This is a genomic window from Skermania sp. ID1734, assembly GCF_007489285.1.
GTDB lineage: Bacteria > Actinomycetota > Actinomycetes > Mycobacteriales > Mycobacteriaceae > ID1734.
Genome location: NZ_VLIY01000021.1, coordinates 23,983 through 43,563 on the forward strand (window position 1 = coordinate 23,983; position 19,581 = coordinate 43,563).

Annotated in this window: 17 protein-coding genes; 13 read left to right on the plus strand and 4 right to left on the minus strand. The window is 63.6% G+C overall.

The features are described from left to right. Window positions 1-72: 72 nt before the first annotated feature. Window positions 73-501, minus strand: a complete 429-nt coding sequence (locus FOS14_RS21390; protein WP_185981879.1) for an ester cyclase — start codon at window positions 499-501, stop codon at window positions 73-75. Window positions 502-672: 171 nt separating this feature from the next. Here FOS14_RS21390 and FOS14_RS21395 point away from each other — a divergent pair, with 171 nt between their 5' ends. Beyond that, window positions 673-1,839 carry a beta-propeller fold lactonase family protein gene (locus tag FOS14_RS21395; RefSeq protein WP_143772889.1) on the plus strand — a complete coding sequence of 389 codons (1,167 nt, stop codon included), beginning with the start codon at window positions 673-675 and terminating at the stop codon, window positions 1,837-1,839. 295 nt (window positions 1,840-2,134) lie between these two features. Further along, window positions 2,135-2,278, plus strand: coding sequence for a hypothetical protein (locus FOS14_RS24850; RefSeq protein ID WP_185981880.1), 144 nt, complete (start codon window positions 2,135-2,137; stop codon window positions 2,276-2,278). Here FOS14_RS24850 and FOS14_RS21400 read toward each other — a convergent pair. The 3 genes from FOS14_RS21400 to FOS14_RS21410 are packed head-to-tail and all read right to left on the minus strand — an operon-like array spanning window position 2,256 to window position 4,767. Next, entirely contained in the window at window positions 2,256-2,921 is a 666-nt protein-coding gene (locus tag FOS14_RS21400; protein WP_143772890.1) for a nitroreductase, read from the minus strand. The two genes, FOS14_RS24850 and FOS14_RS21400, sit on opposite strands and share 23 nt — an antisense overlap. A gap of 29 nt (window positions 2,922-2,950) precedes the next feature. Beyond that, a complete protein-coding gene (locus tag FOS14_RS21405) occupies window positions 2,951-3,796 on the minus strand; it encodes an alpha/beta fold hydrolase (RefSeq protein WP_143772891.1) in 846 nt (281 codons plus the stop codon). Beyond that, entirely contained in the window at window positions 3,793-4,767 is a 975-nt protein-coding gene (locus FOS14_RS21410; protein ID WP_143772892.1) for an AraC family transcriptional regulator, read from the minus strand. Before FOS14_RS21410 ends, FOS14_RS21405 begins: the two co-directional genes overlap by 4 nt. 178 nt (window positions 4,768-4,945) lie before the next feature. Here FOS14_RS21410 and FOS14_RS21415 point away from each other — a divergent pair, with 178 nt between their 5' ends. From FOS14_RS21415 to FOS14_RS21465, 11 genes are all read left to right on the plus strand, one after another. Then, window positions 4,946-5,164, plus strand: coding sequence for a hypothetical protein (locus FOS14_RS21415; protein ID WP_143772893.1), 219 nt, complete (start codon window positions 4,946-4,948; stop codon window positions 5,162-5,164). Window positions 5,165-5,177: 13 nt separating this feature from the next. Then, window positions 5,178-7,217, plus strand: coding sequence for a hydantoinase/oxoprolinase family protein (locus tag FOS14_RS21420; RefSeq protein ID WP_143772894.1), 2,040 nt, complete (start codon window positions 5,178-5,180; stop codon window positions 7,215-7,217). Between the two features lie 4 nt (window positions 7,218-7,221). Beyond that, window positions 7,222-9,147 carry a hydantoinase B/oxoprolinase family protein gene (locus FOS14_RS21425; RefSeq protein ID WP_143772895.1) on the plus strand — a complete coding sequence of 642 codons (1,926 nt, stop codon included), beginning with the start codon at window positions 7,222-7,224 and terminating at the stop codon, window positions 9,145-9,147. 33 nt (window positions 9,148-9,180) lie between these two features. Beyond that, window positions 9,181-9,909 (plus strand): hypothetical protein, encoded by a 729-nt coding sequence (locus FOS14_RS21430; RefSeq protein WP_143772896.1) that lies wholly within the window; start codon window positions 9,181-9,183, stop codon window positions 9,907-9,909. Then, window positions 9,906-11,492, plus strand: coding sequence for a class I adenylate-forming enzyme family protein (locus FOS14_RS21435; protein WP_143772897.1), 1,587 nt, complete (start codon window positions 9,906-9,908; stop codon window positions 11,490-11,492). The genes FOS14_RS21430 and FOS14_RS21435 overlap by 4 nt, the downstream gene beginning before the upstream one ends. Next, window positions 11,489-12,289 (plus strand): SDR family NAD(P)-dependent oxidoreductase, encoded by an 801-nt coding sequence (locus FOS14_RS21440; protein ID WP_143772898.1) that lies wholly within the window; start codon window positions 11,489-11,491, stop codon window positions 12,287-12,289. Before FOS14_RS21435 ends, FOS14_RS21440 begins: the two co-directional genes overlap by 4 nt. A gap of 320 nt (window positions 12,290-12,609) precedes the next feature. Further along, window positions 12,610-13,638, plus strand: coding sequence for an ABC transporter permease (locus tag FOS14_RS21445; RefSeq protein WP_185981881.1), 1,029 nt, complete (start codon window positions 12,610-12,612; stop codon window positions 13,636-13,638). A gap of 47 nt (window positions 13,639-13,685) precedes the next feature. Further along, complete coding sequence (locus FOS14_RS21450; protein ID WP_143772900.1) at window positions 13,686-14,756, plus strand: sugar ABC transporter substrate-binding protein; 1,071 nt, start codon at window positions 13,686-13,688, stop codon at window positions 14,754-14,756. A 2-nt stretch (window positions 14,757-14,758) separates the two neighbouring features. Continuing rightward, window positions 14,759-16,975 carry an SMP-30/gluconolactonase/LRE family protein gene (locus FOS14_RS21455; protein ID WP_143772901.1) on the plus strand — a complete coding sequence of 739 codons (2,217 nt, stop codon included), beginning with the start codon at window positions 14,759-14,761 and terminating at the stop codon, window positions 16,973-16,975. Further along, complete coding sequence (locus FOS14_RS21460) at window positions 16,972-18,072, plus strand: hypothetical protein (protein ID WP_143772902.1); 1,101 nt, start codon at window positions 16,972-16,974, stop codon at window positions 18,070-18,072. The genes FOS14_RS21455 and FOS14_RS21460 overlap by 4 nt, the downstream gene beginning before the upstream one ends. Continuing rightward, window positions 18,065-19,576 carry a sugar ABC transporter ATP-binding protein gene (locus FOS14_RS21465; RefSeq protein WP_143772929.1) on the plus strand — a complete coding sequence of 504 codons (1,512 nt, stop codon included), beginning with the start codon at window positions 18,065-18,067 and terminating at the stop codon, window positions 19,574-19,576. The genes FOS14_RS21460 and FOS14_RS21465 overlap by 8 nt, the downstream gene beginning before the upstream one ends. Window positions 19,577-19,581: the final 5 nt, after the last annotated feature.

Below are 19,581 nucleotides of genomic sequence, written 5' to 3' on the forward strand. Positions count from 1 at the left end.
AGACTGTCCCCTTTCGACTGATCACAACAGGGGCGAGAATTGGCCTGGGACAGCACTGTCCCAGGCTCAGACTCAACTTTCTGCAGGGGCGGGCAGCAAACCCAACTGGGTCAGGAAGCTGACGTTGTCCCAGTAGCCTCGGTGCTCGACAACCTTGCCGCTGCGCATGGTGAAGATGTCGATCAACGGAAAAGTCACCGGGCGGCCGGACGGTGGCACTTCACCCTGTGGGGTGGCCAGTGGACCGGTCTGGGTGCCGGAGAAGGTTACTTCGGCGACCGCGGTATCGCCGTCCAGCCATATGTTTCGCCGGGTCAGCTTCATGTCCGGGAAGGCTGTGATGAAGGCCTGGATCAGGCCACGAAGGGCGTCGATGCCCGCCAGCGGGCCGGAGGGAAATTCGGACGCGACATCGTCGGCGAACGGGCTGGCAGCCAGCTCGAGATCGCCGGATTCCAGGCCGGTGTAGTGAGTATGGACGAGGTCGAGTAACTCGCTCATGATGCGAACCTTTCGGGTTGGGTGTTGTTCGAATCGAAGTCGGGCCGCCTGCAAGCAAGTTAAAGCCGATGGCCGGCGAAAACTGTCCAGTTTCTTGGACACTTTCGCGCCCCAGATCCGGCTTAACGTCATTCGCATCACTGACTGAAACGACAGACCAAGGAGGTTGCTTTGAGTGCTCGGAATTCACCTGCGACCGGAAAGATCCAGTCGATCTGGCACGAATTGCGGATATGGGCGCCGAGGGTCGGACTGATCCTCGGAATTGCCGCGGGTGGTGTGGTCATTGGCCCGGCAGGCGCGGCGCCAGTGAACGAACAGATCGCGCCGAGTTATCTGCTCGTCGGTGGCACGGGCTCATCGAATATTTCGGTGCTGCGCGACTCGGGCGGCATGCTGACGAGCGTGGGCCCGACGGTGCCCACCGGCACCGGTACGCTCGCAATCGCCGTCACACCGAACGGATGCTACGCCTATGTAGCGCACACGATTTCGGGAACTCTGCAGGGCTTTCACCTTGGCGGCGATGGAACGCTGCAGCCGATCCAAGGCGCGCGACTCGCCCCGGGCCGTCCGATAGTCGGTGCGGTCGTGAGCCCGAATGGCAAGTGGCTCTTCGCTACTGTCGGGTCGATCACCAACGAGGTGCAAACCTATGCCATCGCGCCTTCAGGTGCACTGAGCTTCGTTGGGTCAGTGCCCATTCCCGGCGCCACGAGCGGACTGTCGATTCCGACGGTTTCACCGGACGGCCGATTCCTGTTTGCCCCAAGCTTTATCGGTGCGACGATGGATTCGTTCGCGATCGGTTCCGACGGGCGGTTGAGCCCGGCCGGACCGCAAGTCCCCACCGGCGATCGGCCCGCACTTCCGTCGGTGACGCCGAACGGAAAGTTCCTCTACATCACCAACGAGGGCAGCAACGACATCTCCGCCTACCGAATCGACGCCGGCGGCGCGCTAACTCCGATCGGGCGCTTTCCCACCATGGGCACTCCGCACGGCATGGCGATCACACCCGACGGACGGTATATGTATTTCCCGCAGTCCACGGGTCTGGGCGTCGGCGGATACACAATCCTCGACAACGGCACACTCGCTCCCCTGCCCGGCGCCAACATGCCCAGCCCATTCGGTCACATGCCCGGACGGGTAGTGCTGAGTCCGGACGCGCAGTGGCTCTATGCCATCGACACGTTGGCAACCTCCGGCACGGCCCAGATCTTCAGCTATCGGGTGATGCCGGGCGGCGCGCTCGCACCCTCCGGTCTGGCTCCGGTCGATACCGGCGTGACGTTTTCCGACGGTGCCACCGGCGTCTTCGTCAGGCCACGGTAAGCACCACTCTCGACCCGACAGCCCGAAGGGTCTTCTCGCGGCGATTCCATGTGCAGCGGTATACGGCGCATGAAACTGGCGATCGACGTTTTCACCTATTTCATTTTCCGATCATCGCGGGCATCATTGTCGCGGCTCTGGGAGTGGAGACGGCCATGTCGCACCTAGGCAGCCATCAGGTCGTCGACCCCTGGGGTCCGTCGGCGGCTGGGCCCTTGGTGGCGGCATCGCGCTGTTTCTTGCCGGCACCATGGCCACGGCGGCGCGCGCGTGCGGAGTTTGGTTGATACCCCGATTGGTAGCGATTGTTGTGCTGCTGGCGATCTCGCCGTTGCTCTCGTCCACCGGCCCACTGGTCGGCGTCGGGGTCGTGGCCGGCGTACTTCTCGTGCTCGCATTCGTCGAGCAGACTCAGATCAACCCGCGGTCACCATCGTGACAGCGTCGGATACAGCGGCGCGCCTGGTTCTGAATTGGTTTGCCGGATGGTCGTTGTCGGCATATCCGAACGAGACCGCGCACACCACGAGGCGGTCCTCCGGCAGTTTCAGGAACTCCCGAACCTGGTTGGAGTACATGGCAATTGCGGCTTGCGGCACGGTGGCCACGCCGAGCGATTGCGCAGCGAGGAGAAGATTGGCCACGTAACCGCCGCAGTCCACCGCTCCGTAAACGCCCTGTTCGCGATCGGTGGTAATTACGGCCACATGCGGAGCGCCGAAGAACTCGAAATTCTTCAGCGACTGTTCCAAGCGAGCGGCTCGATCCTCTCGCTGTATGCCCAGGCTGTTGTACAGCGCGTAGCCGGTTTCGCGTCGACGCTGTTGGTACACGCCTCGATATTCGCGCGGCATCTCGAAGTCCGAACTCTGCTCGCCGCCACGCGCGTGCTCGAGCAACATATCGCTGAAACGTTTGATCGCCGGAGCGCTGATGACATGTGCATGCCAAGGCTGCGTGTTGCACCACGACGCGGTGCGCTGAGCGGTGTCGAACATTTCGCTGATTACACTGCCCGGCACCTCGTCCGGTAGGTATGCCCGGCAACTCCACCGCTGTTCCAGCATGTCTTTGAACTCCATTGGCCCTCCAGCCAGTCCCACTCCACCTTTTACGGCCTTCTCACCCGCTCCAGGAATTTGCCGAGGTGCGCGGTGAATACAGCGTTGTCGTCGCCGGTGACCATGTGCCCGGCGTCGACCTCGACCAGCTCTGCTGTCGGAATGAGCTGCAGCAGTTCACGTGCACTCTCGGCGCTTACCAGGTCGGACTCTCGTCCGCGAACCAGCATGGTGGGCACGGTGATGCACGCCGCCGCCCGATTGAGCCGATCGACCGGCGAATTGCGGTCAGGATCCGCACCGAACTGGAGAAACTTTGGGTCCCAATGCCAATACCAACGGCCGTCGGTGCGCTGACGCAGGTTCTTTCGAAGCCCCTGCAGGTTTCGTGGACCACGCCGATTCGGTTGAAAGGCATCGATCGCGGCGGCGGCCTCGTCGGGCGATGCGAAGCCTTGTGGCGCGCCACCAAGGAAGGCCTGCACTCGTTTTTGCCCGTCCCGATTGACTCGCGGGGCGATATCGACCAGCACCAGGCCAGCGCAGACTCCTCGGCGCTCTCCCTCGGCAACCAGCGCGACGCGACCGCCCAGCGACGCACCGACAAGCACCGGTCGATCGTCGAGCGTGTCGATGAGCGCATAGAGGTCGGCCACAAAATGGTCGAGTGCATAGTCACCGCTCGGTGACCACTCGCTCTCACCGTGTCCACGGGCGTCCACAGTGATGCTCAACCAACCCTCGTCGGCAAGCTGCTTCGCGGTGCGCGCCCAGGAATGTCTGGTTTGGCCGCCGCCGTGGAGCAGCACTACCGTTCCGCGCCGGTGGGACGCGGGCAACCAGCGATCAGCGACCAGCCGCAGCCCCTGTGCACCAGCAAGTTCGAGCCGGGTCACGGCCGCGCCTGGTGCAGCGTCTCGGAAGGCAGGATCCCGAAACGTTCCCGATACTGGTGCGCGAACCTACTGGGATGGAAGAAGTTCCATCGCGCGGCCACATCTGTGACCGCGCTGGCTGCGCCCGAGGATAACTCCAGATGCACGCGATCCAGACGGACATTGCGCAGATACGCAACCGGTGACACGCCGACCACGTCACGGAATCCCGTTTGCAGGGCGCGGGCGCTGACACCGGCCATCTCGACGAGGTCGGCGATGGTTACTTCCTCGTCGGCGTGCTCGTCGATGTATTGCACGATCTCCCGGATCTTCGAGCGCCGGCTATGCGCCGGGGTCCGGTTGAGCAGCGCGGTGAGCTGACTGGGCACTGTCATGAGCACCTGGGTCATGACGGCCGATTCCAGTTCCGAGCGCGCAGCAGGGATTGTGGAGATCCCGCCGTCCCGGGTGAGTTCGGCGTAGAGAAAGCCGGCCATGGCCACGAGTGCCTGGCCGCGACCGTTGCGCAGGTCGAACGTCAGGTCGAAGCGAAGCTCGTCCACCGGCTGACCGACCAGCCTGGCCGCATGTGCCTCTAGTTGATCCTTCGCCAGCTTGAGGTGGTACTGCCACGCATCGGCACTCCACTGGACGAGCACCGGAGCGTTGGGGCCGAAGGCCACCCCAGCGCTGCCTCCTTCGAAACTGCGCCGAACCCCGTTTTGCTCCACTGTGCTCTGCCCGGCCGCCAACAGGTTGATGTGGTAGCAGCGCCGCATCGGCGGTCCGATGAGGGTCGCCTCCGCGCCGTAGGACATGCGTCCGGCGGTGAGCCGAGGCGAGCTGGCGACGTCGAGCCGAAAGTCCAGCTTCTCGGCATTGCGAACGGTGAGGTCGTGGCGGGCGAACGCCGTCGAGACAGTTTCATGTGCCGCGTCCAGGTCGGACGTGCGTACGTTGAGCAGTCTCGGACCGGTCTCATGCGGCATCACAACTCCTCCTACCACGGAAATATATCATATTTGATCTGAGACCGCTATCTTGCTTCGCCGCGCGGCTTCGCAAAGTGGCTGCTTCTGCTTCGCTCGGAGGATGGTGATCTAGCTCTCACTCAGCCTAAATTTTATATACGAACCTTCAACGAGCTGCATACGGGAGATACGTCGCATGTCCGAACCTGAAAACTCCGGCGATTCGCTGGTTCTCGAGCGCACCCCGGTCGAGGGCAGCTGTCCGCGCTGCGGCGCGGAAGAGCTACGCCGCTACCCCGTCATCGCAGAGACCGGCTGGCTCGAAGTGGTCAAGTGCCAGAACTGCCTGCTTTCCACTGAGCGCACACCGTGGAACCGGCTCGGGCCGATCCAGCTGCTCGTGGACATGATCTAGAGAGGTAAGAAATATGTTTGCAGTCGATGTCGGCGGCACCTTTACCGACGTCGTCGCGTGGCGCGACGGCACGATCCACACAGCGAAAGTCTCCACCGACTACCGAGATGTTTCGGGGTCCGTGCTGCAGGGCGCGGAAACCCTGGGCGTCGAAGGCTCCCGAGTGTTCAACCACGCCAGCACTCACGGCCTGAATGCGGTCATCACCCGCCGACTGCCCAAGGTCGGTTTCCTCACCACCGAGGGTCACCGCGACATCCTCGACATGGGGCGAGTGTGGAGACCGGCGGACGCCATGCTGAACCCACACTGGCGACGCAGCTTCGGTGACGCCTCCCGGCCGCTCGTGCCGCGCTACCTGCGCCGCGGCATCCGCGAGCGGATCACCGCCGACGGTAGCGTGCTGTTCGAACTGGACGAAGCCCAGGCTCGCGCCGAACTCGAGGTTCTGCGCAAGTGCGGGGTCACCGGCATCGCCATCTGCTTACTCAACGCCTACATCAACGACGCGCACGAGGTGCGCTTGCGTGAGCTCGCCCGCGAAATCCTCGGCGATATCCCTTGCTCGATCTCGAGCGAGGTATCGCCACTAGCCAAGGAATACGCGCGCGCGTCGACCACGCTGGTCGACACATTGATGAAGATCATCTACTCCGACTACACCGCGCGGCTCGAGAAGGGCCTGACCGATCTGCGGTTCGACGGTCAGCTCAACTTCGCCGACTGCGCCGCCACACTCGTCCCATCCAATCGTGCGATGGAGCACCCCTTCCGCATCGTCTTTTCCGGACCGGCCGCGGGCACCATCGCGTGTGCCCACTTCGGGGCGTTGCTGGGTGAGCAGGATCTGCTCTGCGCCGACGTCGGCGGCACGTCGATCGACATCAGTGTGGTGACGGCAGGCGAGCCCTTCGTGAATACGACGTTCGAACTCGAGCACGACCTCGTCGTGAACGCCTTGGCCAACGACATCTCCAGCATCGGCGCCGGCGGCGGCAGCATCGTCTCAATCGGGCTGGCCGGCGAAATCCAGGTCGGACCGGACAGCGCGGGCTCCGATCCGGGCCCGGCCTGCTACGGCCGGGGCGGAACGCAGCCCACAACCACCGATACCTGCCTACTGATCGGGATCATCAACCCCGACGAGTTCGCCGGCGGTGAGCTGCATCTCGACCCGGAGCTGTCAAAGCAGGCGTTCGAGAACCTCGAGTCCGAATTCTCACTGGCGCAGCGAGTTCGGTACGCCTACGAAATGGCGGTCAACAACATGGCCGAGGGCGTCTTCAACGTCGCGATCCGCAACGGCGTGGACCCGCGAGACTACAGCCTCGTGGCCTACGGAGCCGCCGGCCCGATGCTGCTGCCAGCGGTACTCGACACGGTGCACTGCAAGCAGGTGATCGTGCCGCCGAATCCGGGACTGTTCTCCGCGCTGGGACTGCTCTCGGCAGACCAGGTCTTCACCGTGAACCGCAGTGCCTACATGATTCTGACGCCGGCGGCGGCGCCGAAGATCGATGCCCTCTACGCAGACATGGAAGCGCAGTTGCGGGAGCGGATCGACACCGGCAGCGGCATCACCTTGCAGCGCAGCATGGACGCGCACCTGGCCGGACAAAGCTGGGACACGCCGTTCGTGCCCATTCCCGACGGCACGATCGACGAAGCCGCGTTGGAAACCATCATCCAGAATTTCCACGACACCTATGAAGCCCGTTCCGGCAACCGATTCGACGTCATGCCGGTCGAGGGTGTCACGTTCCGCGTGCGTGCCGTTCTCGACACCGAGAAGGTGACCTACCCAGAACTTCCCGAACGTGGCGACGAACCCCTCGAACCGGCCCGGACCACGGTACTGCGCTACCTCGGCGACATCGAATCCGATGGTGTGGGAGAGCAAGTGGCGAACGTGTACGACCGCTCCGCGCTGCGCGCGGGCGACGTGTTGGATGGTCCGGCAATCGTCAACGAAGGACTGTCCACGACCCACATCGGCGCCGGGCAGAGCGCCACCGTCGGCCGCTACGGCGAGATGATTATTCGGAAGAAGTGACGCAATGACTACTGAAACCACTCGCCTGCGCGAGATCTCCGACGACGAGTTCACCGATCGGTACCACTGTGACCGGTTCACCGCATCGGTCATCGTCAATCGACTGCACTACGCGGTCGAACACATGTCGGCCGGATTCATGCGCGAGGCGTTCTCGCCGATCATCCGGGACTGGTACGACTTCGCCTGCACGGTGAGCGGACCGCCAGAGCAGGGCTACCCGATGGCCGTGGTGAGCAACAGCCTGGTCGTTTTCCTCGGCACGATGGGTGACGCGGTTCGCAATGCAGTCGAGGAATACGGCGCGGAGAATCTACGTCCTGGCGACATCCTCATCTGTAACGACCCCTATCGCGGTGGCCGCCATGTCAACGATGTGGCCTTCACCCGGCCCGTATTCGTCGACGGCAAGATCGTCTCGTTCGTGAACATGTGTGCGCACCAGCTCGACATGGGCGGCACGGTGCCGGGCGGGTTCTCCGCCACGAAGGCCAACGTCTACGAGAACGGCCTGGTCATTCCGCCGATGCTGTTGTGGTCTGCCGACAAGCCGGTTCGATCGGCGTTCAGCTTGATCTTCGACAACACCCGTTGGGGCGGAATGCTATTGCCCGACTTCAAGAGCATCTACCAGCAGCTCAAGCTCGGTGAGCAGCTCGTTCTCGACAACATCAACCGCTACGGTCTCGACGCCTATCTGGGCACCCTGACCTATGCCTGCGACACCTCCGCCGAGCGGATGCGGGACGCGATCGCGCTCGTTCCCGACGGCGACTACGAGGGGTCGGCGCTGATCGACGCCGACGGACTCGACGACACCATCGACTACACGGTGCGGGTGAAGCTGCGCAAGCGCGGCAACGACATCGAGGTGGATCTCTCCGGCACCTCACCGCAGGCTCGAACGTGCATCAACTGTGGCGTGCTCGACGCAAAAACGTCCGTCGGTGTCGCGCTGACCATGCTGCTGGACCCGGAGACACCGTTCACGTCAGGGACATGGCGCAATATCGACTTGGCCGCTCCCCCAGGCACGTTGGTGTCGTCGCTGCCGCCAGATGGCGGAATCATGATGTTCTGGGAAGCGTCCGGGGCGGTCGTGTCGGCGATCTTCGACGCGCTCAACCCCGTGCTTGGCGAAAAAGGCGTGGCCGGTGACTACGGTTCGACCAACACGCACAACGCTTCAGGAGTGCGGGCCGACGGCACGCCATGGACCAGCGCCACGCAATGCGGCGGCGAGCACGGGCCTTGGGGCGCAACAAAAGCCGGTGATGGAGACAGCTACACAGTGTTGTTCTTCCTCAACAATCTCGACCCGGCCACCGAAACCATCGAGCACGATTCACCGGTGGTCATGTTGCGCAAGGAACACGCCATCGACACCGGCGGACCCGGAACCTTCCGCGGTGGAGCCGCCAACCTCAAGGACACCTTGTGGCTGACCGATGCCAACCAGTACCTCTCGCCGTTCCGGACGAAGGTGCCCAGTGGCGTCGGCGCGGACGGCGGCAACGCCGGACCCAACGGGGCGATGTGGATCTTCCCGCCGACAGACACCGAACGGAACGGGCTGATCGCCACGACGCCCTGCGTCTATCGCGACAGCATCCCGGTTGCGGGGGTTCTCGACCCCGAGACCAAGGCGCTGGACCCCGAGCACGGCAGCTACCACTACTTCGCCAGCGAGGCGGTGTGGAAGACGAAGGCGGGCTCTGTGCTTCGTTGCCTGACCAATGGCGGTGGGGGCTGGGGTGATCCGTTCGCCCGCGACCCGCAGCGCGTACTCGCCGACGTGCGCGACGAATACGTCAGCATCGACGGTGCTGCTCGCGACTACGGCGTAGTGGTCGTGGGTGATCCACACAACGACCCCGAAGGCCTGACGATAGATCGCCAAGCCACCGAAAAGCTGCGCGCCGGTCGGTGATCGAGCTTCGCCAAACTGAAAGGACCATCCTCCGTGATTCCCGAATTCAAAGACCGCAACCTCTTCTTCGCCTTCTCCACATTCACCGGGGAACGTGCCGTATTCGACAAGTGGTACGACGAAGAGCACATCCCGCAGGTAACCGACGCTACCGGGATGGTGGGGGCGCAACGCTTCGTCGTAGCAGACACCAAGCCGCTCAACGGAACTGAGCCGATCGACTACGGCCACCTGGCCATGTACGAGCTCGAGGGCAGCCCAGCGGCCTTCCGCGAGGAGGTCAAGGAGATGCTCATGTCCGGTGAAATGGTGTTGCCGGACTTTATGGTTCAGCCGTTCAAGGCGCTGTTCCTGGAGCCGCTGAGCCCTCCGCAGTATGGCGACGCGGCCAAAGAGCTGGAGAATCTCGATGACCGGCATCTCTGGTTGGTCTTCAGCCGTCCGCCGGCCGACCGTGCGACTTTCGAGAAGTGGTACGACGAAGAACACATTCCGGATGTCTTGTCCGCGCCCGGTCTGGTTCGGGCGCAACGGTTCGGGATGTCGCCGGTTAAGCCACTTCCCGGGGTCGTGGTGCCCGAGTGCGAGCATCTGGCGGTGTACGAGATCGCCGGCGATCCGGGACCGCTTCGTGAGCATGTCAAGCAGCAACTCATCTCGGGCGAGATGGTGCTGCCCGACTTCATGAATCAGAGCTTTCCCGCGATGTTCCTGCGGCCGGTGAGCCCGTTCTGGTTAGCAGCGGGGGCACTGCAGAAATGAACCTCAACTGGGTCGTGGACGCCGTGTCGAGCCAGGTTCCGCTGACTGAGCCCGACCGGATCGCGCTCAGTTTCGATGGCACCGTACGCACCACTTACGGCGAACTCGAGGAAGGCACCCGCCGCTACGCGCGAGCGCTACGAGACCTGGGTCTGAACAAAGGCGATCGCCTCGGTCTACTGCTGTACAACGACGCTGAATACCCGGCACTGCTCATGGCGGCCGCGCGTCTCGGCGTGATCGTGGTCCGCCTGAACTTCCGGCTGACGGCGGCGGAAGTGGAATTCATCCTCTCCGATTCCGGTGCATCGGTGGTGATTGTGCACAGCAGCCTGCTCGATCGAGTTGCGCCCGTGCGGGAAAAGTCGGGCGTCGCAAGCGTTGTGGTGGTCGCCGATTCCGACGATCCGATTCCTGACTGGGCGCAGGCTTTCGAGGAGCTGAAGGGCAAGGATGCGTTGACCCGGGCGGAGTTACCGGTGGTGGCGCCGTCCGACCCACTGTGTCTGATCTATACCTCGGGCACGACCGGTCTGCCCAAGGGCGCGATCTGGTCGCACGCCAATACCGTCAATATTGCCGCCATGCAGGCCCTGCGCTGGCAGTTCGGCAAAGACACCGTCGCGCTGGTACCCGGACCGATCTATCACGCCGGCGGATTCGAGGCGGTATTCCTGCCGGCCTTGCTCATGCAAGGCCGTGCCGTATACCTGCAATCGGGCGGCTTCTCTACCGACCGGTTCCTCGAGGTCCTGCAGGCCGAACAGGTCACCGACTGTCTGCTGTTCCCGTTCATCCTCACCGACCTACTCCATCGCGACGACCTCGAGCACATATTGCCAAAGTCATTGCGCCGGTTCATCCTCGGCGGTGACATGCTGATGCCGTCGACAGCCCAGGAGGTCAAGCGCCGGCTACCCCACATCAAGCTCTGTCAGGTGTTCGGCCTGACCGAGGGCGGTGCCATCGCCACCACGCTCGAAGACGACGACTTTTTGACCCAACCCAAGTCCATCGGCCGTCCGTTGCCCCTGGGCGAGGCACGCGTCATCCGAGAGGACGACACTCTCGCCGATGTCGATGAAGTCGGCGAGATCGAGGTCCGAAACGCCGGCGTGTGCGCCGGATATTGGAACAGACCTGAGGCCAACGCTGCCACGTTTTATGACGGCTGGTGCCGCACAGGCGATCTGGGCTATGTGAACGCCGATGGCTTCTTGCACTTGTCCGGCCGCGCCAAGGACATGATTCGCAGCGGCGGGGAGAACATCTACCCCGCAGAGATAGAGAAGGTGCTTTCGGCGCACCCAGCGGTGCAGGCGACGGCGGTCGTCGGCGTCCCCGACACCCGCTTCACCGAGGTGGGCTGCGCCGTTGTGGTGGCCGAACCCGGACCCACACCCGACCCCGCTGAGCTGCGCGCGTTTTGTCGTGAGCAACTCGCCGGGTACAAGGTGCCCAAGTATTTCGTATTCGTGGACGAACTGCCCATGAACGCCTCCGGCAAAGTTCTCAAATACCAACTGCGCCATACCTACGCCGATATCGAAGCTCGATCGACAGGAGAGAAGTCACCAGCATGAGTACGCTCGATCGTGGACACAAGCCTGAGTTCGTGCTGATCAGCGGCGCGGCCGGCGGTGTGGGTTCGGCGACCGCTCGCCGCTTTGCCGCCGACGGAGCAAAGGTCGCAGTCACCGACATCAACGCCGAACGGCTCAAGGAACTCGCGGATGAGATCGGTGGGCTGGCATTGCCCGCCGACGGCACCCAGCGAGAGGCCGTGCGCGATGTGGTCGCTCAGGCCGTCACCGAATTCGGCGGGCTGGATACCGTCATCGCGGGGCAGGGCGCCGCGGTCTCCGGAAACGCCAGCGCCAAGGGGGATCCCGCTTGGTTCAAGGCGTTCGACGTGAACCTGCACGGTGGCTTCTATCTGGTGAGCGAGGCCCTCCCCCACCTCGCAGCGCGACGCGGTTCCATCGTGATGATTTCCTCGTCGGCTGGGACGCACTCGGGACCGCCGGGAACGGTCGGCTACACCGCGGCCAAGGCGGGCGTGATCGGCCTTGTGCGCTGGCTGGCCAGGGATTTCGGACCGCGCGGTGTCCGGGTCAACGCCGTGGTGCCGGGCTGGGTTCGCACCCCGCTGGGTGAGGGCGCAATGAGTTACCTCGCGCAACGCGAAAACATCACCGTCGATGAGGCGTACGCGCTGGCAACGAGCCACGTACCCTTGCGTCGGGCCGCCGAGCCGGAGGAGATCGCTGCTGTGTGCGCCTTCCTGGCGTCGCCGGATGCCTCTATTGTCACGGGGCATGCACTCGTTGCCGACGGTGGCGGCGCTGCGGTGGATACCGCGACCATAGTCTTCGATTGACCCGCCTTGCCACCTAGTCGATTTCGACAGATTCAGCCTTGAACCACGTCGAAAACGGCTAGGTGGCAATCTCTCTCATTCTGCACGCTCTGACAGCGCAGCAACTTCAGCACATGCGCTCGGCGCCCACTTGCGGCGTCAAAGTGCTGATCTCACCTTGAGCTGCCCACAACTGGGCGCTCACCACAATATCGTCGCGCTCCTGCCGGACGCATCGTCCGAATGTCGTATCGGAATCCGACCGAAGACAGATGTCCCTCGTCTGTGTCGTGGGCCACAGTGTCACACACCACATGTTCATCAGCAGACAAGGAGCGCACATGACAACGGCAACGGCAACGGCCGCACCTGCGGCGGGGCCACGCCTGTCGCTGCGTGACCGGTTCGGGCGCGCCGAGCAAGCCTACTTCGTCCTCGGCATCACAGTGGTGCTTTGCATCGCCGGTGCGCTCACCACGCAGAACTTCCTGACATCGGGCAATTTTGCGAGCCTGCTTCGTCTTTCGGCCGCATTCGGCATCCTGGCAATCGGCGAGGCAATCGTCATCCTCGGCAAGGGCATCGACCTTTCCGTCGCCGGTATCGGCCTCGGCTGCGCCCAAGCCACCCTTGCCTTCATCAGCAGCGGGATGCCCGAGTGGCAGGCGATCACCCTACTCACGCTCCTGGCGTTGGGAATTGGCGTAGTCAACGGAGTATTGATCGCATATTTCGAGGTACCGGCACTGTTCGCGACGCTCGCGACCGGGATGCTTGCGATCGGCGGTATCGACATTTTGTTCCTCGACCAGAACGTCTACACGGTGCCGGGCTCGTCGATCATTGCCGCGCTGAGCCACGGCTCCGTTTTCGGCATTCCGCGTCCCGTGATCATCGCCGCGGTCGTCTTCGTCCTCGCGTGGCTGTTCATCTCCTACACGTCGCCCGGCAAGCTGATCCGTGCGATGGGCGACAACTTCGACACCGCACGCTCGAGCGGCGCTCCCGTCCGGCCGTTGCAGGTGCTCACTTACGTCATCGCGGCACTGTTGGCGGTGCTGGCCGGCTTTGTCACCGCCTCGATTCAGGGCAGCGTTCAAACCACGGTGACGTCGTTCGACCCGATTCTTTTCACGGCGTTGACGGTCGCGGTAATCGGCGGTGTTTCACTCTCGGGCGGCCGCGGCTCGATTCTCGGTGTGCTGGCCGGTTCCTTGTTCGTCGGCGTACTGAACAACTTGCTTGTGCTGCACGGCCTTTCGAGCGCTGTTCAGGACTTGATCCGTGGCGCGGTGCTGATCGCTGCGATTGCGTTCGACGCCTGGCTGCATCCGCGCAACGAGGAGACAGCGAAGTCCGGCGAATTGTAGACACCTCCCTCAAACCCTCGACGACCGTAAAACTCCAGGAGCACATCATGAAACGCAAAGTCATCGCCCTCGCAACCGCAGTGGCTGCGGCGACCGCCATCGCCGGTTGCTCGGTCAACAGCGGCGCAAGCGCCGATCAGGCCGGCAACGGCAAGGCAGCCTTCGGGCCCAACGTCGAACTGCTGCCCGCGCAGCAAAAAGTGCACGACATCATGAAGGGCAAGCGCGTCGCGTTTGTTCCCATCCTCTACAAGGGCTACACCCTGACCGAGAACTGGGGCTCGACGATGCAACGCTCCTTCGACAGTCTCGGCGCCGATTTCAAGGTGTACGACTCGAACTTCAGCAGCGACCGGATGATCAGCATCATCAACGACCTGATCGCCCGCAAGGCCGCCGACGTGCTGGTGTTGCAGAACCAGGATCTCGGGTTGTTGGACAACGCAATCCAGCAGGCGCAAAAGGCGGGCATCTACACCGTCGTGCTGAACATGATGTCAGGACGGCTCGGTGACGCGTTCGTCGGCGTCGATGTCGTCGACGCAGCGCAGAAGATCACCAAACGGGCGATGGACGACTGCAACGCCCGCGGCGGCCCCAAACAGTTCGCGATCATCGACGGTCCCGGAAACGACCCCGCTTCGGTGCAGTGGGACAAGGGCATCCACGACGTCCTCGATCCGGCCGGTTACAAGGTCGTATCGGTGGCCCACTCGCAGTGGCAGAACTCGCTGGCTCAACAGGCCGCAGAGCAGATCCTGCAGCAGCAGAAGGGCAACGTCTGCGGATTTCTGGTGGCCTACGACCTCAACTCGGTCACCGTCGGTGAAACCGTCCAGAACGCCGTATCTTCCGGCCAGATCCCGCCGAATTCCGTCGGCGTGTACACATTCGACGCCGATCGGCAATGGTGCGACGCACTCCGCAAGGGCACGGTGACCGCGTCCGTGGCCTATGACGTGCAAGGTATCGGCGCGGCAGCGGCGGTGACCACCCAGCAGCTGCTCGAGAGCGGTAACGCGCCGGGCAGCACCCACTCGGTTGCCTTTGTCTCGGACGTCCTCGTCGACAAGAACAACATCGACAACACCACGATCGCTTGCTACCAGGGCCAGTAATCATGACTACTCACACACTCGGTGATAGCTCGCCGCCCTTGCGGCCGCCAAGGCTGCGCCTCGGTCCGTTGTCTCGAGGTATCGACGCCTTCGCCCTCACCGGTGGACGCTGGACCGACCGCATTGCCCGCTTTCGCACCGTCTCCGAACTGTTCGAAAAGCGGTGGATGGAAGGTGCGGTGCCGCTGGCGCTGGCGGTGACGCTGCTCGTTGTCGTACTGGCCACTACGCCGGTCGGCTTCGACAACGCCCCCCTCATTCTCGATGAGACCTCGGAATACGGACTGCTCGCCGTGGGTCTGACGGTGGTGCTCGTCGGCGGTGGCATCGATCTGTCGGTCGGTTCGATCGTGGGCGTGAGCTCGATCTTCGTGATGGTCGCCAACCGCGTCTGGGCCTGGCCGATGGCCATCGTCGTGCCGGCGGCGATCGTCGTCGGCGCCTGCTTCGGAGCCATCAACGGTTTTTTGATCGCACGCATGCGGATGCGCCCGTTCATCACCACGCTGGTCACGCTCGTGGCGTTCGGTGGAGCAGCGGCGGCACTGCAAAGTGTTTACAGCGCTCAGATCGGTCTGTCTCGCCCGGACATCGTCTGGGACTTCCTCAGCATGGGCCAGATCGCTGGCATCCCGACCGAGTGGTTCATCTTCCTGGTGGTGCTCATCGTGGCGCATCTGGCGCTCACGCGGTCGCGATGGGGCTGGTGGATCACGGCGGTCGGGTCGGACCGGCGCTCGGCCCGGCGCAACGGAATTCCGGTCAGCGCAGTTACCTTCTGGATTTACGTCATTTCTGGAGCGCTGTCGGGCACGGCTGGATTGCTCACTGCAGCAAGGCTCGGCCGCACCGACCCGAACGTGGGGCAGGGCTGGGAAATCATCGTCCTCACCGCCGTCGTGCTCGGTGGGGTCAGCCTCAAGGGTGGGCGCGGATCGGTGATCCGAGCGACTGTCGGGGTCCTCGTGGTCGCGGTGATTCAGCAGGCCACCGTCGCCCTCGGCGTGCAGGGGTCCTACTACACCGTGATCCTGGCTGCGGCGCTACTGGTCTTCACTCTCCTTGATCTGAAGTGGGGCAAGTATCGTCAGCGCGCCGTCGAGAAACTCAAGATCGATCCGGCGCGGGTGCAACTCGGGCCGCTGCTCGACGTCGCCGCCCCCGGCAGCGTGTGGGCGCTGAATCGGGACTTGACCGATGCGCCGCCGGTGGGGCTCGGCCAGATACGCGGTGCCGAGGACTGCGCGGTCGATGCCGAGGGCAACGTGTACTGCGGTGACCAGCGCGGCTGGGTGTGGCGGTTCCGCCCCGGCCACGCAGAAGGCGAGATCTTCTCCCGCACAGGGGGCTTCCCGTGCGGTCACGTGTGGGACAGCGAGGGCAAGCTCGTTGTGGCCGTCGGCGGCATGGGCGTTTATCGCATCGACGCCGATGGCGAAGCGGAGCTCATCGCCAACAAGGTTCGCCGAAGCCCGTTTTCGTTGCTCGACGACTCCGGCCTCCGCGCGATCGACGACCTCGACGTTGCTCCCGATGGCTCGATCTATGCCTCGGACTTCTCCACCCGCAACAACACGGCGGACTACCTGATCGAACTCGTCGAGTTCCGGTCGAACGGCCGGGTCATCCGGATCGATCCGGACGGCAGTACCGAGGTGGTCGTGTCCAATTACACCTTCCCGAACGGTATTTGCACCGCCCACGACGGTAAGTCGATTCTGATTGCCAGTACCGGCCTGTGCCGGGTGGACCGGCTGTGGATCGATGGGCCCAAGAAGGGGCAGCTCGAGCCGGTGCTCGAGAACCTGCCCGGCTACCCGGACAACATCAACAGGTCCTCGGACGGTAACTACTGGTTGCCGCTGTGCGCCATGCGAACTCAGATGTCCGATCTGCTCGGCAAGTATCCGGCGGTCCGCCGTCGGATGACTCGCGAAGTGTCGCTGGACAATTGGTTGGTTCCGCAGCTGAATGTCTCCTGCGTGATCAAGTTCAACGACCGCGGCGAGGTGTTGAAGGTGCTGTGGGACGAAACGCTGGCGAACTACCCCATGGTTACCGCCGTCAAAGAAAGCGCCGGCCACCTTTACCTGTGCGGGGTCAGCAACAATCGCATCGGCCGGTTGAAGCTGGATCCGAGCGAAATCGGCCCGATCGACCCGGCTCAGGTCCCCGGCACGCGACGACCAGCGCGAGCACTTGCGGAGGTGGATCGATGAATCGCACGCTGACCGCCGTCAAGGAGTTCCTGATCCCGTCGCTGGGTCGGCACCGGACCGTCCCGCCGATGGAGGCGGGCATGCGGCCCAACTCGCGCCTGGACGCGGCGGAACTGCTGCTTCCCGCCGGCGAATACGAGCCCGAAGACGTAGCCTTGACCGACTCCGGGGCGCTGGTGTTCTCCAGTGGCAAGTCGGTCTTCGAGGTCGTCGACAGCCGGGTGCGCGAGCTCGCGTCGCTGCGTGGACTGGTCGGCCCACTACTGGCCAACGGCGCTGGCGTTCTCGCTGCGGTCGAAGGGGTCGGAATCGTTTCCGTGGGCGCGTCGGGTGCCACCAATCCGGTGTGTGACGACCCGCTCGTGTCCTCGTGCGTGACAGACATGACCCGCGCGCCGGACGGAGCGCTGCTGGTGACCGTGGGTTCCCACCGGCATGGCCGCGACGAGTGGGCATGCGCGCTGGTCGCCGACGACAGGTCAGGACGAATCGTCCGCGTCGACGGGTCGCAGGTAAGCGTCGTCGCCGATGCGTTGGCCTGGCCGTCTAGCATCGAAATGTGTTCGGACACCGAGGTTTTGCTTTCGCTCAGTCTCGCGCACCGCATCGAACGACGTTCGCTGGCCGCTCTCGGCAAGTCGGCGGGTGCCATGGTGGCGAACCTGCCGGCGTATCCGGGCAGGCTGGCGGCCGACGACGACGGCTGGTGGGTGGCGGCACCCTACGTGCGCAACCGGTTTACCGAGTTGCTCCTCGACGAACCGGAACTGTGCGCCGATATGACCGAAACCATTGCGCGCGACGAGTGGTTCGTACCGAGATTGCGCTGCGTCAATCCGTACACCGACACCATGCAGATGGGACAGCTTCGGGTGCTCGGCGTCGTCAAGCCATGGGCACCGGCCCGGTCGTACGGCTTGGCATTTCGGCTTGATCACAACGGTCGCATCACCACCAGCGTGCACTCCCGCGTCGACGGCGATCGCCACGGCGTCACGGGCGTTGCCGCGCACAATGGCAAATTGATAGTGGCAGCGCAGGGCTTCGGCAATCTGCTCGCGCTGCAGGACGGGAAGGGCAGTGACGACCATGACTGAGCAGGATGTGCAGGACGTCCAACCGGTTATCGAACTCGCTGGAATCAGCAAACGCTACGGCGGCACCTACGCGCTGCGTGAGGTGAACTTCGATGTGCGCCCCGGCGAAATTCACGCGCTGCTTGGTGAAAACGGCGCGGGCAAGTCAACGCTAGTCAAAATCGTCTCTGGAGCCATCGCGCATGACAACGGAACACTCACGATCGACGGTAGGGTGCAGAGATTCGCCACGCCCAAGGATTCGGCAGACGCGGGCATCGCGATGGTCTACCAGGAAGGCTCGCTCGTCGAATCGATGACCGTGGCGCAGAACCTGTTTCTCGGCCAGGAGAAGGTCTTCAACAATCTGGCCCACCTCAATGTGGTGGCCCGGGAATTACTGGAGTCGCACAATTTTCACATTCGACCGGAGGCGACCGCGGGCGCGCTCGGTATCGGACAGAAGCAGATGGTCGAGATTGCCCGTGCGGTACACCGGGATGCGAAGGTGGTCATCCTCGACGAACCGACCGCCTCGGTCACGCCCGAGGAACGGCTGCAACTGTTCCTGTCGATGCGCCGGCTCAAGCGCAAGGGTATCGGCGTCATCTTTATCACGCACATGCTCGATGAAGCCTTCGACGAGGCCGACCGCATCACCGTGCTGCGCGACGGCGAGGTGCAAGGCACACTGGCCAAGCCGGAGTTCGACCGCGAGACAGTGGTGCAGATGATGGTTGGTCGAAACGTCGAAATGGGTCGGGTCACGCCCAACCGCGAACCTGATCCCACCCCCGTGCTGCAGGTCGAGGACGTGACACTGCTACCTGTCGTCCGCAACATGTCGTTCTCGGCGTACCCCGGCGAGATCGTCGGCATCTACGGACTCGTCGGCGCCGGCCGAAGCGAAGCGGCAATGATCATCAGCGGAATCATGAAGCGGCGCAGACTGCGTGGCGGCAAAATCCGACTGAACGGGCGAGAGGTGCGGTTCCGCACGCCCCGGCATGCGCGCCGAGCCGGCATCGTGTACATCACCGAGGATCGCAAGGCGTCGGGGTTCTTCGGGCACCTGTCGATCGCCGACAACATCTACCTCGGGCACCTGTGCGGCAGTCCTCGCCTGCCGATGCTTATTCGGCCCGGCGAGCGAAAGTCGGTGGCGCAGCGCTTCGTCGAGCGCTTCCAGGTGCGCACACTGGAACCGAATCGGGCAACGTTGGAGGAACTCAGCGGCGGCAACCAGCAGAAAGTGGTGTTGGCCAAGGGACTTACCCGCAAGCCGCTCGTCGCGATTATCGATGAGCCGACGCGCGGGGTTGACCTGGGCACCATTCCCGAGATCCACGCGATGATTCGAGCGCTTGCCGACGACGGGGTCGCGGTGGTGGTGATTTCTTCTTACATGCCGGAAATCCGCGCACTGGCGGACAGAATACTGGTGGCCAAACACGGAACCATCGCCGCCGAGTTCGACCCGGTGGAAGCCGACGAGACGAAACTTATGTTCGCCGCGGTGCATTGAACGTG

Bases quoted from the DNA above. Each gene is read 5' to 3' on its own strand.
- FOS14_RS21390 (WP_185981879.1), bottom strand. From the start codon at position 501: ATGAGCGAGTTACTCGACCTCGTCCATACTCACTACACCGGCCTGGAA.
- FOS14_RS21400 (WP_143772890.1), bottom strand. From the start codon at position 2,921: ATGGAGTTCAAAGACATGCTGGAACAGCGGTGGAGTTGCCGGGCATAC.
- FOS14_RS21410 (WP_143772892.1), bottom strand. From the start codon at position 4,767: ATGCCGCATGAGACCGGTCCGAGACTGCTCAACGTACGCACGTCCGAC.
- FOS14_RS21415 (WP_143772893.1), top strand. From the start codon at position 4,946: ATGTCCGAACCTGAAAACTCCGGCGATTCGCTGGTTCTCGAGCGCACC.
- FOS14_RS21420 (WP_143772894.1), top strand. From the start codon at position 5,178: ATGTTTGCAGTCGATGTCGGCGGCACCTTTACCGACGTCGTCGCGTGG.
- FOS14_RS21425 (WP_143772895.1), top strand. From the start codon at position 7,222: ATGACTACTGAAACCACTCGCCTGCGCGAGATCTCCGACGACGAGTTC.
- FOS14_RS21435 (WP_143772897.1), top strand. From the start codon at position 9,906: ATGAACCTCAACTGGGTCGTGGACGCCGTGTCGAGCCAGGTTCCGCTG.
- FOS14_RS21440 (WP_143772898.1), top strand. From the start codon at position 11,489: ATGAGTACGCTCGATCGTGGACACAAGCCTGAGTTCGTGCTGATCAGC.
- FOS14_RS21445 (WP_185981881.1), top strand. From the start codon at position 12,610: ATGACAACGGCAACGGCAACGGCCGCACCTGCGGCGGGGCCACGCCTG.
- FOS14_RS21450 (WP_143772900.1), top strand. From the start codon at position 13,686: ATGAAACGCAAAGTCATCGCCCTCGCAACCGCAGTGGCTGCGGCGACC.
- FOS14_RS21455 (WP_143772901.1), top strand. From the start codon at position 14,759: ATGACTACTCACACACTCGGTGATAGCTCGCCGCCCTTGCGGCCGCCA.
- FOS14_RS21460 (WP_143772902.1), top strand. From the start codon at position 16,972: ATGAATCGCACGCTGACCGCCGTCAAGGAGTTCCTGATCCCGTCGCTG.
- FOS14_RS21465 (WP_143772929.1), top strand. From the start codon at position 18,065: ATGACTGAGCAGGATGTGCAGGACGTCCAACCGGTTATCGAACTCGCT.